Here is a 15,823-nt window from a genome sequence, read left to right on the forward strand (position 1 = left end):
TCTTTGTTTTGTGTGCCGAGGAGTAGGCTGAATGCTCCTATAAATTCCAAAGGTTGTTGTAAATTTCAGATCATGGAGCTGTTAAAACTATGGAAGGTTTTCCGTCTTTGTCGCCCGATAATAATGGGGTTAATTTTGAGTTCTTGAAGGGAAAAATCCCTCAGTGGTATATGGATGCACCCAACGATAGGCAGAAAGAGCTCGGCGCCCATCTGTTGGCTCTTCCCGAGTGGTACAAAAAAGCATCGTTTTCACTGAAAAAAGCCTCTAAAGAAAGCCATGTCGCCTATCGTAGCTCGCTCAATAATCTCGAAAAAACCATGAGTGGTATTCTTGATGTTTTTGAGTTTGCCGAGCCGTTATTGACTCAAGCCATTCAAGATAAATTCAAACTGACACTTAATGTCAGAGACGTTTATTTTGCTCGTAAATACCGTGTCGGGGCCCAACCAAGGAGCGATCTTTACGGGTTTCTAGTGTGGGATAACGAAACAAATTCTGAACTGAACTATTTCTACAAAGGCATCACCTTGCTGGAAGCTGCGTTGGGTAACTTCGCGCCCGACGAAACGCAAAAAAGTAGTTGTGAAGATTGTCAAATCATTACTCGATGGGGCTCTTACGATGGCGAGGTCATGGCGACCAGGTTTGTGGTCATGGAATATGCCATACCGATCGCCCCCGAGGCGTTTGCCGAGTTGTGTCGCAACCTGGATCTGGGGCGCCTGTATCAGGAGCATATCCTTGCCATTCTCAAGCCAGATGACGCTTCGGAGCGTGCGGTAGTAGAAACCACACTAAGCCGCAACCAACAGCACATGCTGGCGGTGGCGGCCCACGCTGCCTATATGCAGTATCTGACGCCGGGAGCCGATGGAGTGAGGTCGGGCATCAGCGCTGATGCCTACCAGATGGTACTGCAGGTAGTGGGTAATAAATCCAGTATCACTCTGGATGGGAGAGCGGTGTGCTATGCCGGTCTGAAGATGCTGAATGTCGACCTGAGCGGGATCCTGCTGATCGGGCCCGATCGCCAGGACAGCGACCGTATTGAGCGCCTGGTCACTTATATTCCGGGTGATCCGGCTCAGCCTCTCAAAGAATACGCATCGTCTGCGGATTTTGAAGTCGACCTGAAGGCCCGCTTGCATACGTCCGCTTATCGGCGGTTTTTTAGCCGTTTTGTTCCACAGCGCAGCCAAGGGGATTTTTTCCGGTCATTGGGCCGATTGCTTGATCCGTCTGAAACCTATTCACAGGCCCAGGATTACACGCCGATTCCGAATCAGAGCCGCGTGCGCCTGTCGATAGGGGAAAAGGTCGTTCCAGGTGATCTTTGGACGTACCTGCGCCAGGAGCGAATCAACAAAATCATCAATGATGCCCGGGCGGTAGCAGTCCCTACCGGCGATGAAGACAAGCTTGCGCGGCTCAAAAAGATGGAGAGTTACATTAGCGCCGTCGAGAGCGTGTTCAACCTTGCGGCCTTTGTGGTACCGGGGCTTGGCGAAATCATGCTGGCGGTTGGCACCGCTCAGATGATGTCCGATGCGTTCGAGGGAATCGAGGATTTCGAGCAAGGCGAATACAAAGAGATGTGGGAACACTTTTCGAGTGTGGCGATGAATGTCGCTTTTATCGCTACGGGTGCAAAAGTAATACCGGCGATCAACAGATCAGGGGTGGTCGATACTTTGAAACCCATCAAGATGCCTGACGGGAAGCGTCTTCTGTGGAAGCCCGATCTGAAACCATACGAACAAAAAATAGCACCGCCCAAATCGACACCCAACGAACTGGGTCTGCATCGCTACGGCGGCCAGGATATTCTGCCGCTGGACGACAAACACTACGCCGTGCAAAAAGATCCGAAAACCGGCAATCATCAGATCAAGCATCCAAGTCGCCCCGAGGCGTACTCACCCGAGTTGAAACACAACGATCTTGGTGTCTGGACCCATGAAGCCGAGAACCCGCGGACGTGGGAGGGGCCCAGGCTGATGAGGCGCCTGGGGCACTCCGTCAGTGAGTTCAGCGACACGGAGCTGGAACAAATTCGCCGTGTCAGTGGCACCCATGAAGGCGTCTTGCGCCGGATGTATGTCGAGAGCGAGCCACCTGCGCCGTTGCTGGCCGACACGATCAGTCGATTTGACTCTTATAAGCAGTGCGAGGGTTTCATCGCTGATATGAAGAGCGATAGCTCCTCGTTGCCTGCCAAGGATTATTCGATCGACCAATTGCATGTGATGACGCGCTACGGCAAGTGGCCGGATACGGTATCGATACGGGTTATCGATATGCAGGCGAAGACAACCTGGGAATACGTAGATCCAAATGGGGCGCTGGACAAGAAGCGGGTCGTGCAGATACACGATACGCAGCTACGTGACGGGAGGCTGTTGAAAACGCTCCTGGAAGGCCTCGATCAGCGCGAAACCAACATACTGCTCGGCCAGAGGCCTGGAACCCCGCTGGGTACCCTGGATGAGCGCGTGGAAACTCTGCGCGGGAAAATCGCCAGCCTTGCCGAAAACCATAAAGCCGAGCTATTCATTGACCACTATGCCAGTAAGAGAGGGAGCAGCGACCCGCGGGTAAACCTGATTCAAGGGCGTTATAGCAATTTGCCCACTAGCGTTATCGAAGGGCTGTTGACCGACGCGAGCAGTATTGAACGACAACAAATGGCCAAATGGGATTTTGCCGACAAACAGCAAACCAAACCCATCCCGCTGCGTCTGGCGCAGGAATTGCGCTGGGCCCAGCGCGAAGTGCGTCTGTCGCGGGCCTACGAGGGGCTGTACCTGGAGGCATTGACGACTACGGATACTGAGAACCTCGTGCTCAACACACTTGAGAAGCTGCCGGGTTGGCCGAGCGATTTGCGCGTTGAAGTTCGAGACGGTTCATTCAGCGGAACACTGCGCGCCAGTGTCGGTCCCGAGAGTGCTGGGCGCAAGATTCTGGTGCGCAACGAAGGCGGTCGGTATGAGGCCCGTGACGAGGATGACGGTCATTTGCACGGCGCCGACGATCTCTACGCCGCCCTTCAGCATGCCTTGCCCGATACCCATCGCGCCGCGTTGGGGTTGCCTCATGTGGGGCAGGGGCCGGAGTTGAAAGCGTTGGTCAGACAACATGCGCTCTCGCGGGATGAGTTGCGCGCGGTTTTGAAGATGCAGCCGGTCAATCCCTTTTTTAAAGCACCAACACGCTGGGGCGATGGCCGTTTGGGTTATCCACTGAGTGGGCGCGGGGCAGGCGCGAACCGGCAGCTGGCAACCGATGAGGAGCGGGTGCTCAGACTTTTTCCCGACTACAGCGATGCACAGATTGACAGATTTCTGGAACAGTTGGGAAGCGACCGGGAATTTTACCTGGTCAGTTTTGAGTCAGAACTTCAAAACTTGAAGGACGAGTTGCAGGTATGGGTGTCGACACTCACTACGCGCACTCTGCAAGATGGAAGTAGCGTTGCGGTCGACCAGTCTGACAAGAAAGTTGTCGCTCATTTGCTCGAGCGCTGCTGGCAAAGACGGACAACCAAATATACGGAGCAAGGCAAACGAATGGGTTATGAGCTCAGCCTACGCGGTCGAACCGTCGGAGAGCTTCCCGCCCTGACGGGGTACTTCCCTCATGTGGATTTTTTGGACCTGAGGGGCATGGGGCTTACCGCGCCACCCAATGAGTTCCTGGATTCATTTCCTTCCATTGTGCAATTGGAGCTGCAGGGCAACGGACTGGTTGAATTCCCGACTCAGGTGGCTGAGATGTCTGAGCTAGTCTACCTGGACGTTTCCAGCAACAACCTAACGCTGACGGACGAAGCCGTCGGCGCTCTGGCCAAAATGAATCAACTCGCATATTTGCACCTGAGCCACAATCCGCTGGTGAGACTACCGGACTTCAGTCAGATGACGGCGTTGATCGATGTCCGATTACAGGCGACCGGCATCACCGAATGGCCGGCGGGCTTGCGTGATCAAGCAAGTCTGGTAATGGTCGATCTGCGTGATAACCAGCTCGCCTCGTTTCCTGAATGGGCGGTGAACCCGTCACCGGAGCAGGCACCAGCCATCAATCACATATTGGGAGTTACCGAGCTGAACGGCAATCCCCTTTCTGATGAAGGCATGCAGCAGTATGCAGACATCCTGGTACGCATCTATCTGGATAACGATCAGGCCGGTTTGATGCCGGTTCCACCTGATGCCCCGCAGGATCGTGGCGCGGGAGGTGGCACTTTAGCGCCCTCGGCCCAGCGGGTTGATCGGTGGCTACGAGATACTCCTCGCGCTGAGCTCGGTGCAAGAAAGACGCAGTGGGCGCTCCTTGATAGAGAAGCCCTCGATAGAGAAGCGTCCGCAGGAGAGGCTGGTCGAACGGTCAGTGAAAGCGAGGAGTTTTTCAGGTTATTGGAAAAGCTGAGTGAAACGGCTGAGTACAAAAAGGCCTACACGGATCTCAAAAAGCGGGTTTGGGATGTGCTGGATGCAGCTGAAGAAAATGCAGTACTGCGTAGCGAGCTGTTCAAGGCGGCGGGTGAACCAGAGACTTGTAGTGATCGTGCCGCGTTGGTGTTCAGCCAACTGGAAATCAAGGTACAGATTCACAAAGCCTTGGCGCTGGTGGGCGACAACGGCGCAGGTACTCTGTTGCTCAAATTGGCCAAAGGTCTTTTTCGTCTGGATGAGCTTGAAGCGTTTGCACTGAAAGACATAAAAGAGCGCATTAAAGTGATTCTCCGTTCCGGCGTAACTGCACGTGCAAAGGGCAATCAGTTATTGTTGATGGATCAAATCGAAGTGCGGCTTTCTTATCGGGTGAGCCTCAGGGACAGGCTTGATTTGCCGGGGCAGCCCACGCAGGCTCAATACACGGGTCTGCAATACGTGACTCAAGCCCAGCTGCGGGCCGCAGAGCAGCATGTGAACAGCCTGAAAGATTCGAAGGCAGAGATTGATTCGATCGCCCACCGTGACTTCTGGGGTGAGTACCTGAAAGAAAAATATCGTTCCAGGTTCGAGCTGGCCTATGAGTCAATCTATGAGCGCATGGAGCGGCTGGACATAACCAGCGCAACGATGACGAGTGATGCTTACAACATCCAGTCCAAAGCCCTGGCCGCCGAGGCCAGGGTTGCGGAGCGTAAGCTCATCGACCTGCTGACTCCACAAGAAATACTCGATCTGGAAGACGCCGACAACGCTGTGTGACGACGCAGAGTGGATGAATCGAGCCCCGAATGTTGCAGCATTCGGGGTTTTTGCTGTGTCAGAACAAAAAATACCGCTGCGCCATCGGCAACACATCCGCCGGTTCACACCACAGCAAAACGCCGTCAGCCTTGACCTGATAGGTCTGCGGGTCGACCTCGATGTCCGGCATATAGTCGTTGTGGATCAGGTCGGTTTTCTGCACTTGGCGACAACCTTTGACCACGGCGATTTTCTTCTTCAAGCCCAGGGTTTCAGGAAGACCGCCCTCCTGCGCCGCCTGGCTGATAAAGGTCAGGCTGGTTGCATGCAGAGAACCACCGTAGCTGGCAAACATCGGGCGGTAATGCACCGGTTGCGGCGTCGGGATCGACGCGTTGGCATCGCCCATCAGGCTGGCCGCGATGGCGCCACCCTTGAGGATCAGCGTCGGCTTCACGCCAAAGAATGCCGGACGCCACAGCACCAGATCCGCCCATTTACCGACTTCGACCGAACCCACTTCGTGACTGATACCGTGGGTGATCGCCGGGTTGATGGTGTATTTGGCGATGTAGCGCTTGGCGCGGAAGTTGTCGTTGCCGTCGCCATCACCCGGTAGCGCACCGCGCTGTTTTTTCATCTTGTCGGCGGTCTGCCAGGTGCGGGTGATGACTTCGCCGACGCGGCCCATGGCCTGGCTGTCTGAGCTGATCATCGAGAACGCGCCCAGGTCATGCAGGATGTCTTCGGCGGCGATTGTTTCGCGGCGAATGCGGCTTTCGGCGAAGGCCACATCTTCGGCAATGCTCGGGTCCAGGTGGTGGCAGACCATCAGCATGTCGAGGTGTTCGTCGATGGTATTGCGGGTGAACGGCCGGGTCGGGTTGGTGGAACTGGGCAGCACGTTGGCAAAACCGCAGGCCTTGATAATGTCCGGCGCGTGCCCGCCGCCCGCACCTTCGGTGTGGTAGGTGTGGATGGTACGGCCCTTGAACGCGGCGAGGGTGGTTTCGACGAAGCCCGACTCGTTGAGGGTGTCGGTGTGGATCGCCACCTGGACATCGTATTGGTCCGCGACGCTCAGGCAGTTGTCGATACTCGCTGGCGTGGTGCCCCAGTCTTCGTGGAGCTTGAGTCCGATGGCACCGGCCTTGACCTGCTCGATCAAGGGTTCGGGCAGGCTGGCGTTGCCCTTGCCGGTCAGTCCGATGTTCATCGGGAAGGCATCGGCAGCCTGGAGCATGCGCGCCAGGTGCCATGGCCCCGAAGTGCAGGTGGTCGCGTTGGTGCCGGTGGCCGGGCCGGTGCCGCCACCGATCATTGTGGTGACGCCGCTCATCAAGGCTTCTTCGATCTGCTGCGGGCAGATGAAGTGAATGTGTGTGTCGATGCCGCCGGCGGTGAGGATCATGCCTTCACCGGCGATCACTTCGGTGCTGGCGCCGATGGCGATGGTCACGTTCGGCTGCACATCCGGATTGCCCGCCTTGCCGATGCTTGCGATGCGCCCGTCCTTGAGGCCGACGTCCGCCTTGACGATGCCCCAGTGGTCGATGATCAGCGCGTTGGTGATCAGCGTATCGACGACATCGGCGGCCAATAGCTGGCTTTGACCCTGACCGTCGCGGATGACTTTACCGCCGCCGAATTTCACTTCTTCGCCGTAGGTGGTGAAGTCCTTTTCCACTTCGACCCATAGCTCGGTGTCGGCCAGGCGGACCTTGTCACCGACGGTGGGGCCGAACATGTCGGCGTAGGCCTGTTTTGAAATTTTCATGGGGTTGACTCGGGATTCAATGGTTTTCGAGACCGCTCGCATTACTCGCTATCGCTGGCAAGCCAGCTCCTGCAATTGGCATTCCACCACGGAAATACCGGTGAAATACGATCCCTTGTAGGAGCTGGCTTGCCAGCGAAGGGGCCGGTGCAGGCACTACATGATTTATAGGTCGCCCATGATCCGCCCGGCAAACCCGAACACCCGGCGATGCCCGGCCAGGTCAACAAGCTCGACCTCACGGCTCTGCCCCGGCTCGAAGCGCACGGCGGTGCCGGCGGGAATGTTCAGGCGCATGCCGCGGCTGGCGGCGCGGTCGAAGGTCAGGGCGTCGTTGGTCTCGAAAAAGTGGTAGTGCGAGCCGACCTGGATCGGCCGGTCGCCGCTGTTGGCCACCTTCAAGCTGACCGTACGGCGGCCGACGTTGAGTTCGATGTCGCCGGGCTGGATCTGGTATTCACCGGGAATCATCAATGGGCTCCCTGGAGAATCTTGTAGTAGAGGGCGGTTGGCTTGTAGCGGCCGCTCGGGTCGCAGGCGTAGTCGGGGATTTCGCCGACGCGGGTGTAACCCAGGGCCTTGTAGAAATCCTCGGCAGGGGAGCCGGCCTCGGTATCGAGGTAGAGCATGCCGCGCTTGTGCTGCAGGGCGGCCTGCTCCAGTGCACTCATCAATTGCTGACCCAGGCCACGGCGCCTGGCGTGCTCGCGCACCAGCAGTTTCTGCACTTCGGCGCGGTTCAGGCCATTGGCTTTCTGGCACAGGGTCAGTTGTACGCTGGCCTGTACCTGCTCGTCCTTGACCACCACCCACAGCAGTACGTTGCCCTTGTCCAGGTTTTCTTGAACTTCATCGAAATAGGCGCGGGCCTGCGTCGCGTCCAGATTCGCCATGAAGCCGACACTGGCGCCATAGCCGACGGCGTCGAGCAGCAAATCGATCAAACCCTGACGATAGTGCGCAAAGCTTTCAATGTTGACGCGTCGCAGTTGAGCGGCGTTCATCAGCGTTACTCCTTGTTGGCGGGCGGCGGTTCGGCGCCAGGATTGAGCGTCAGTTGCATGAAGGTCAGGTCCAGCCAGCGACCGAACTTGGTACCGACCTGCGGCATTTGACCGGTGGTTTTGAACCCGACGCGTTCATGCAGACGAATGGAGGCGGCATTGCCGCTTTCGATGGCGGCGACCATCACATGTTTGTCGCAGAGCCTGGCGCGCTCGATCAGCACGTCCATCAATCGTGGGCCCAGACCATTACCGCGCTGGTCGCTGCGCACATAGACCGAGTGTTCGACGGTGTGGCGGAAACCATCGAACGGTCGCCAGTCACCAAACGAAGCGTAGCCCAGCACACTGTTCTCGCCGTCGACGATCACCAGGATCGGATAACCCTGGGATTGCCGAGCGCTGAACCAGGCCTGGCGGTTGCCGAGGTCCACGGCCTGTTCGTTCCAGATTGCCGTGGTATTGAGCACTGCATCGTTGTAGATGTCGCGGATCGCCGGCAGATCGGCATGCACCGCATCGCGGATGTGATAAGTCATGGCGCGTCCTCAGGCGATGGGTTGGTGGACGGTGACCAGTTTGGTTCCGTCGGGGAAGGTGGCTTCCACCTGGATCTCCGGGATCATTTCCGGGATGCCTTCCATCACTTGTTCGCGGCAGAGCAGAGTGGTGCCAAAGTGCATCAGCTCGGCCACGGTCTGGCCGTCACGGGCGCCTTCAAGCAGCGCCGCGCAAATGTAGGCCATGGCCTCCGGGTAATTGAGTTTCACGCCGCGGGCCAAACGCCGCTCGGCAACGAGGCCGGCGGTGAAGATCAGCAGCTTGTCTTTTTCACGTGGGGTCAGGTCCATCGTTGGAATCCATCTGGGCAGATTAAAAAATCGGATCTGTAAATACATCACCTGTAGGAGCTGGCTTGCCAGCGAAGCTTTTTGGCGTCATTGAGTACGCCTTCGCTGGCAAGCCAGCTCCTACAGGGGGAGCGGTGTTCAGGTGCTCCATATTCTGGGTGGGACGGCTTCGCGACCGAGCAGTGCCGGCCGGAGTAGTCGCCATAAATCAATCAGCCAACCCCTTGCCAACAGGGCCTCACTGGCCAGACAACGTGCGACTAAGAGCCCCGGCAATTGCGTCAGATCCCCGCGCACGGAATGGGGCAGCGAACGGCAACGCTCCAGCAGATCGCTATCGATTTCCCCGGTCACCAGCAGGGTCGCAAACACCGGTTGCCCATCCAACCCGATCGGCGAATCGAGCAAGCCATCACCGCCAACAATGCGCTGGCGTTCGTACCAGAGCAACTGGCCGTCGCGGCGGATATCCAGTTGCGCCTGGAAATGCCCGAGATCGAAACGCTCGCCACTGGCCGGGCGACCCAGCGCCACCACATCCCAATAGAACAGCCGCGCATCACCTTGCAAATCAATGGACGTGCTGAGCTCGGCCCGGGCGTCGCTGAAGATGATCGTCTCTTGCGGCAACCATTCCAATGTCGCGCCGTGGGCCACTTTCAGGTCGAGTGTCTGATAAGCCGGCCCTTTGGCGCGATACCACTTGGCCGCGCCGGGGCTGGTTATTTGCGCCCACGCCGCGTAGCCGACGCTGGCGCTGATGTCCAGCCGGTCACCGCCCGCAATCCCGCCAGGCGGATGCACGATAATGTGCTGGCACACCTCGGGCCCTTCGGCATACAAGTGCTTCTGCACCCGCAGCGGGCCTTTGTGCCGTCGCTGAACCGGGCGCGTGCTCTCGCCAAATCGGGCGTAGCCCAGCTCCAGCTCGGCATGCCAGCTCGGGGTAAACAGGGCAGTAGGAAGAGGTAGATTCATAGTTTCTGATTATCGTCAGGAGGCCCCAGATTAGATCGTTACCAGGCCGCGTACACCTTCGGCTTCCATGTTTTCTCCGCGGCCCTGTTGCACGATCTCACCGCGGGACATCACCAGGTATTGATCGGCCAGTTCGGCGGCGAAGTCGTAGAACTGCTCTACCAGCAGAATGGCCATGTCACCACGGGCGGCGAGCTTCTTGATCACTGCGCCGATTTCCTTGATCACCGACGGCTGGATACCTTCGGTGGGCTCGTCGAGAATCAGCAGGCGTGGACGGCTGGCCAACGCTCGGCCAATCGCCAATTGCTGCTGCTGGCCGCCGGACAAGTCACCGCCGCGCCGTTGCTTCATTTGCAACAGCACCGGAAACAGTTCGTAGATGAACGCCGGGACTTCCCTGGCTTCGGAACCGGGGAAGCGCGACAGACCCATCAGCAGGTTTTCCTCTACGGTCAGGCGACCGAAGATTTCCCGGCCCTGCGGCACGTAGGCGATGCCGGCATGCACCCGCTGGTGCGGCTTGAACGTGGTGATCGGCTTACCCTCCCAATTCACCACGCCCTCCTTGGCCGGCAGCAGGCCCATCAGGCACTTGAGCAGGGTGGTCTTGCCCACGCCATTTCGACCGAGCAGGCAGGTGACTTCGCCGACCTTCACGTCAAACGTCAGGCCGCGCAGGATGTGGCTACCGCCGTAGTATTGGTGCAATTTGTCGACTTGCAGCATTCTTCAATTCTCCTCAATCCCCTGTAGGAGCGAGCTTGCTCGCGAAGAACCTTGGGGCGACACGTTCATTCAGAAACAACGCGTTATCGTTAACGTCCATCGCGAGCAAGCTCGCTCCTACACAGAGCACTCAGCGACCGAGATACACGTCGATCACCCGTTCATTTTCCTGCACCTGTTCCAGCGAGCCTTCGGCCAGCACACTGCCTTGGTGCAACACGGTGACGTGGTCGGCGATCGAACCGACGAACCCCATGTCGTGTTCCACCACCATCAGCGAATGCTTGCCGGCCAAGGTCTTGAACAGTTCGGCGGTGAATTCGGTTTCGGCGTCGGTCATGCCGGCCACCGGTTCGTCGAGCAGCAGCAGTTGCGGGTCTTGCATCAATAGCATGCCGATTTCCAGAAACTGTTTCTGGCCGTGGGACAGCAAACCAGCGGGGCGATTGACCGAAGCGGTCAGGCGAATGGTGTCGAGCACCTGGGCGATACGGTCTTTCTGCTCGCCGCTCAAGCGCGCCCGCAAACTGGCCCACACCGACTTGTCGGTTTTCTGCGCCAGCTCCAGGTTTTCGAACACACTCAGGGCTTCGAACACGGTCGGTTTCTGGAACTTGCGGCCAATGCCGGCCTGGGCAATCTGCACTTCGCTCATTTGCGTCAGGTCCAGGGTTTCGCCGAACCAGGCCTTGCCGTGACTGGGGCGGGTCTTGCCGGTGATCACGTCCATCAGCGTGGTCTTGCCCGCGCCGTTGGGGCCGATGATGCAGCGCAATTCGCCGACGCCGATGTACAGGTTCAAGTCGTTCAACGCCTTGAAGCCATCGAAGCTGACGCTGACGTCTTCCAGGGTCAGGATGGTGCCATGGCGGGTGTTCAGGCCTTTGCCTGCGCGCTGGCCGAGGCCGATGACATCGCGGCTGGTGCCGGCGTCCTTGTTTGGCTCCACGGGAAAAAAGGCCGGTTCGAGCATGAATTCAGCGGTCGCAGTGACTCTCATTGTTCACCTCTTTTTTTCAGCAAGCCGATCACGCCCTTGGGCAGGTACAGGGTCACGACGATGAACAGCGCACCGAGGAAGAACAGCCAGTATTCCGGGAAGGCCACGGTGAACCAGCTCTTCATGCCATTGACCACGCCCGCGCCAAGCAACGGGCCGATCAGCGTGCCACGACCACCGAGGGCGACCCATACAGCTGCTTCGATCGAGTTGGTCGGCGACATTTCACTCGGGTTGATGATGCCCACTTGCGGCACGTACAACGCACCGGCCAGGCCGCACAACACTGCGCTCAACACCCACACGAACAGCTTGAATCCCCGCGGGTCGTAGCCGCAGAACATCAAACGGTTTTCCGCGTCGCGCAGGGCGGTCAGCACTCGGCCAAACTTGCTCTGCGCCAGGCGCCAGCCGATGTACAGGCTCGCCACCAACAACAGCACCGTGGCAAAAAACAGCACCGCACGGGTGCCAGGTTCGGTGATGCCAAAGCCGAGAATCGTGCGGAAGTTGGTGAAGCCGTTGTTGCCGCCAAACCCGGTTTCGTTGCGGAAGAACAAGAGCATGCCGGCGAAGGTGAGGGCCTGGGTCATGATCGAGAAATACACGCCCTTGATCCGGGAGCGGAAAGCGAAGAAGCCGAACACCAGCGCAAGCAATCCCGGCGCTAATACAACAAGACACATGGCCCAGAGAAAGCTGCTGGTGCCGGTCCAGTACCAGGGCAATTCGCTCCACGACAGGAACGTCATGAAGGCCGGCAAGCCATCGCCCGAGGCCTGGCGCATCAGGTACATGCCCATGGCATAACCGCCGAGGGCGAAAAACAGGCCGTGGCCCAGGGACAACAGGCCGGCGTAACCCCAGACCAGGTCCAGCGCCAGGGCAACGATGGCGTAGCACAGGATCTTGCCCACCAGGGTCAGCGTGTAGGCGGAGACGTGCAGCGCACTGTCGGCTGGCAACAGCGAGAGCAGCGGCAACGCCAGGAGCAGAACGAGGATCACCGCGCCAACGGCAATCGTGACTTTCGGGCCGGCTTTTTGTGTCGCGGTAACGAGCAGGGGCTGGTTCATCAGTCGATCACCCGTCCTTTCAGTGCGAAGACGCCTTGCGGACGTTTCTGGATGAACAGAATGATCAGCGCGAGGATGAGGATCTTGCCGAGCACGGCACCGATTTGCGGTTCAAGAATCTTGTTGGCGATGCCTAAGCCGAACGCAGCCAATACGCTACCGGCCAGTTGCCCGACACCACCTAATACCACCACCAGGAACGAGTCGATGATGTAGCTCTGGCCGAGGTCCGGGCCGACGTTGCCGATCTGGCTGAGAGCCACGCCACCGAGGCCGGCAATGCCCGAGCCGAGGCCGAAGGCGAGCATATCGACGCGCCCGGTGGGCACGCCGCAGCAGGCCGCCATGTTGCGATTCTGGGTGACGGCACGCACGTTCAGGCCCAGGCGCGTCCTGTTCAGCAGCAGCCAGGTCAGCACCACCACGAACAGGGCGAACGCGATGATCACGATGCGGTTGTACGGCAGCACGAGGTTGGGCAGCACCTGTATCCCGCCCGACAGCCACGCCGGGTTGGCGACCTCGACGTTCTGCGCGCCGAACACCAGGCGCACCACCTGGATCAGCATCAGGCTGATGCCCCAGGTGGCGAGCAGGGTTTCCAGCGGGCGGCCGTAGAGGTGGCGAATCACCGTGCGCTCCAGCGCCATGCCGATCCCGGCGGTGACAAAAAACGCCACCGGCAATGCGATCAGCGGGTAGAACTCGATGGCCTGGGGGGCGAGGCGTTGGAACATCAACTGCACCACGTAGGTCGAGTAGGCGCCGAGCATCAGCATCTCGCCATGGGCCATGTTGATCACGCCGAGCAGGCCGAAAGTGATCGCCAGTCCCAGGGCGGCGAGCAGCAGGATCGAACCCAGCGACATGCCGCTGAAGGCCTGGCCGAGGAGTTCGCCGACCAGCAGTTTGCGTTTGACCTGGGCGAGGCTGGTTTCGGCGGCGGTGCGCACATTCGCGTCGGTTTCAACGCCCGGCGCAAGCAGATTTTCCAGGCGGGTGCGGGCCAGCGGATCGCCGGTTTCGCCGAGCAAACGGATGGCGGCGAGTCGTACGGCCGGATCGCTGTCGACCAGTTGCAGATTGGCCAGGGTCAGGCTGAGGGCGGCGTGAACACTCTCGTCTTTCTCGCCTGCCAATTGCTGGTCGAGGAATTTCAACTGTGCCGGCTTGGCACTTTTCTGCAATTGCTGCGCTGCCGCCAGACGGATTTTGGCGTCGGTAGCGAGTAACTGATGACTGGCCAGTGCGGTATCGATCAGACCCCGCAGGCGGTTGTTCAGGCGCAAGGTTTTCGGTTGGCCATCGACGGTCAATTCGCCTTGTTGAAGGGCGCTGATCAGTTCGATACGGGCTGGATCGGGCTGCGCAGCCCAGGCTTCCAGCAGTCTGGCTTGCTGCACGGGATTGGCGGCGACGAAGTCTTCGGCGTCATTGGCGTGCGAGGCCATCGGCAGCAAAAGTGCGATGGCAAGGATGAAGCGGTAAAGGGCGGTGGGCATGTCAAACGTCCTGGTCATGCGCGGACCCTGTAGGAGCTGGCTTGCCAGCGATGAGCGCGCCTCGGTGTATTTGATGTACCGAGGTGATGCCATCGCTGGCAAGCCAGCTCCTACAGGTGTTGTGTCGGGCATGAACAACGTGTTTCAGGCCCGACATCCAGTGGCTTAGTTGCTCTTCACCGCATATTCCGGCTTCTTGTCGTTGCCGGGGATGAACGGGCTCCACGGCTGGGCGCGGATCGGTCCTTCGGTCTGCCAGACGACGTTGAACTGCCCGTCGGCCTGGATCTCGCCGATCATCACCGGCTTGTGCAGGTGGTGGTTGGTCTTGTCCATGGTCAGGGTGTAGCCGGACGGTGCGGCAAAAGTCTGGCCGCCCAAAGCTTCGCGGACTTTGTCGACGTCGGTGGACTTGGCTTTTTCTGCCGCTTGCGCCCACATGTGGATGCCGACGTAAGTGGCTTCCATCGGGTCGTTGGTCACCGCTTTGTCGGCACCCGGCAGGTTGTGTTTCTTCGCGTAGGCTTTCCAGTCGGCCACGAACTGCTTGTTGGCAGGGTTCTCCACCGACTCGAAGTAGTTCCACGCCGCAAGATTGCCCACCAGTGGCTTGGTATCGATGCCGCGCAGTTCCTCTTCACCCACCGAGAACGCCACGACCGGCACGTCGGTGGCTTTCAGACCCTGGTTCGCCAGCTCCTTGTAGAACGGCACGTTGGAGTCGCCGTTGACGGTGGAGATGACCGCAGTCTTGCCGCCGGCCGAGAACTTCTTGATGTTGGCGACGATGGTCTGGTAGTCGCTGTGACCAAACGGCGTGTAGACCTCTTCGATGTCTTTATCCGCCACGCCTTTGGAGTGCAAGAACGAACGCAGGATCTTGTTGGTGGTGCGCGGGTAGACGTAGTCGGTGCCCAGCAGGAAGTAGCGCTTGGCGCCGCCACCTTCTTCGCTCATCAGGTATTCAACGGCCGGGATTGCTTGCTGGTTCGGCGCGGCGCCGGTGTAGAACACGTTCGGCGACATCTCCTCGCCTTCGTACTGCACCGGGTAGAACAGCAGGCCATTGAGTTCTTCGAACACCGGCAACACCGATTTACGCGACACCGAGGTCCAGCATCCGAACACCACGGCGACCTTGTCCTGGGTCAGCAGCTGCCGGCCTTTCTCGGCGAACAATGGCCAGTTCGACGCCGGGTCCACCACCACCGGTTCGAGCATCTTGCCGTTTACACCGCCCTTGGCGTTGATCTCGTCGATGGTCATCAGCGCCATGTCTTTCAATGATGTCTCGGAGATCGCCATGGTCCCGGACAACGAATGCAGAATCCCGACCTTGATGGTCTCGGCGGCCTGGACAGTCCAGGTCATGCCCATCGCGGCAATGCTTGCCGTGAGTGTGAAAGCCTTGATCAAGCTGCGACGCTTCATTGTGCGATCTCCATGAACTTTATGAATTTTCTGGGTGGCAGATGCGGACTACTGAAGGGGCTTTAGCAAGGGCTGTGCCGAGGGGCCAAAACACACGGGCTGAAGGGGCGAATGTTGCTGGCTGTGTATTGGCTGCACCGTGAACGAGCATAAAAACCGCGTGCGGGCATGACGATGCGCTCATGTGGTGCCCGGCACATGTCAGGCGCCAGGCATGGGCAATAACTATGTACCGCCATTGGCGTAAACGTTGGCGCGATAGTGGTTGCCT

The 15,823-nt window shown here is 58.8% G+C and carries 12 protein-coding genes; 1 reads left to right on the forward strand and 11 read right to left on the reverse strand.

What is annotated here, in order from left to right:
* Positions 1-89 precede the first annotated feature (89 nt).
* Positions 90-5,222 (forward strand): NEL-type E3 ubiquitin ligase domain-containing protein, encoded by a 5,133-nt coding sequence (locus tag ACYP2Q_RS13930; RefSeq protein ID WP_459730983.1) that lies wholly within the window; start codon positions 90-92, stop codon positions 5,220-5,222.
* A 58-nt stretch (positions 5,223-5,280) separates the two neighbouring features.
* Here ACYP2Q_RS13930 and ureC read toward each other — a convergent pair whose 3' ends face one another.
* The 11 genes from ureC to urtA form a co-directional block, all read right to left on the reverse strand.
* The gene (ureC, locus tag ACYP2Q_RS13935) at positions 5,281-6,981 is read right to left on the reverse strand and encodes an urease subunit alpha (RefSeq protein ID WP_459730984.1); all 1,701 of its coding nucleotides are present in this window, start codon (positions 6,979-6,981) and stop codon (positions 5,281-5,283) included.
* A gap of 165 nt (positions 6,982-7,146) precedes the next feature.
* On the reverse strand, positions 7,147-7,452 hold the full coding sequence (locus ACYP2Q_RS13940) for an urease subunit beta (RefSeq protein WP_008146494.1): 306 nt from the start codon (positions 7,450-7,452) through the stop codon (positions 7,147-7,149).
* The gene (locus tag ACYP2Q_RS13945; RefSeq protein ID WP_459730985.1) at positions 7,452-7,985 is read right to left on the reverse strand and encodes a GNAT family N-acetyltransferase; all 534 of its coding nucleotides are present in this window, start codon (positions 7,983-7,985) and stop codon (positions 7,452-7,454) included. The genes ACYP2Q_RS13940 and ACYP2Q_RS13945 overlap by 1 nt, the downstream gene beginning before the upstream one ends.
* Positions 7,986-7,990: 5 nt before the next feature.
* Positions 7,991-8,524, reverse strand: coding sequence for an N-acetyltransferase family protein (locus ACYP2Q_RS13950; protein WP_459730986.1), 534 nt, complete (start codon positions 8,522-8,524; stop codon positions 7,991-7,993).
* Between the two features lie 9 nt (positions 8,525-8,533).
* Entirely contained in the window at positions 8,534-8,836 is a 303-nt protein-coding gene (gene ureA, locus ACYP2Q_RS13955; RefSeq protein WP_459730987.1) for an urease subunit gamma, read from the reverse strand.
* A 138-nt stretch (positions 8,837-8,974) separates the two neighbouring features.
* A complete protein-coding gene (locus tag ACYP2Q_RS13960; RefSeq protein ID WP_459730988.1) occupies positions 8,975-9,814 on the reverse strand; it encodes an urease accessory protein UreD in 840 nt (279 codons plus the stop codon).
* Between the two features lie 30 nt (positions 9,815-9,844).
* Positions 9,845-10,543, reverse strand: coding sequence for an urea ABC transporter ATP-binding subunit UrtE (gene urtE, locus ACYP2Q_RS13965; protein ID WP_459730989.1), 699 nt, complete (start codon positions 10,541-10,543; stop codon positions 9,845-9,847).
* A gap of 130 nt (positions 10,544-10,673) precedes the next feature.
* Positions 10,674-11,543 carry an urea ABC transporter ATP-binding protein UrtD gene (urtD, locus tag ACYP2Q_RS13970; protein WP_459730990.1) on the reverse strand — a complete coding sequence of 290 codons (870 nt, stop codon included), beginning with the start codon at positions 11,541-11,543 and terminating at the stop codon, positions 10,674-10,676.
* Complete coding sequence (gene urtC / locus ACYP2Q_RS13975; protein ID WP_046819719.1) at positions 11,540-12,619, reverse strand: urea ABC transporter permease subunit UrtC; 1,080 nt, start codon at positions 12,617-12,619, stop codon at positions 11,540-11,542. Before urtC ends, urtD begins: the two co-directional genes overlap by 4 nt.
* Positions 12,619-14,121 (reverse strand): urea ABC transporter permease subunit UrtB, encoded by a 1,503-nt coding sequence (urtB, locus tag ACYP2Q_RS13980; RefSeq protein WP_459730991.1) that lies wholly within the window; start codon positions 14,119-14,121, stop codon positions 12,619-12,621. Before urtB ends, urtC begins: the two co-directional genes overlap by 1 nt.
* A gap of 165 nt (positions 14,122-14,286) precedes the next feature.
* Positions 14,287-15,552: an urea ABC transporter substrate-binding protein gene (urtA, locus tag ACYP2Q_RS13985; RefSeq protein WP_459730993.1), complete on the reverse strand. Its 1,266-nt coding sequence runs from the start codon at positions 15,550-15,552 to the stop codon at positions 14,287-14,289.
* Positions 15,553-15,823: the final 271 nt, after the last annotated feature.

The organism is Pseudomonas sp. MHK4 (genome assembly GCF_054600775.1).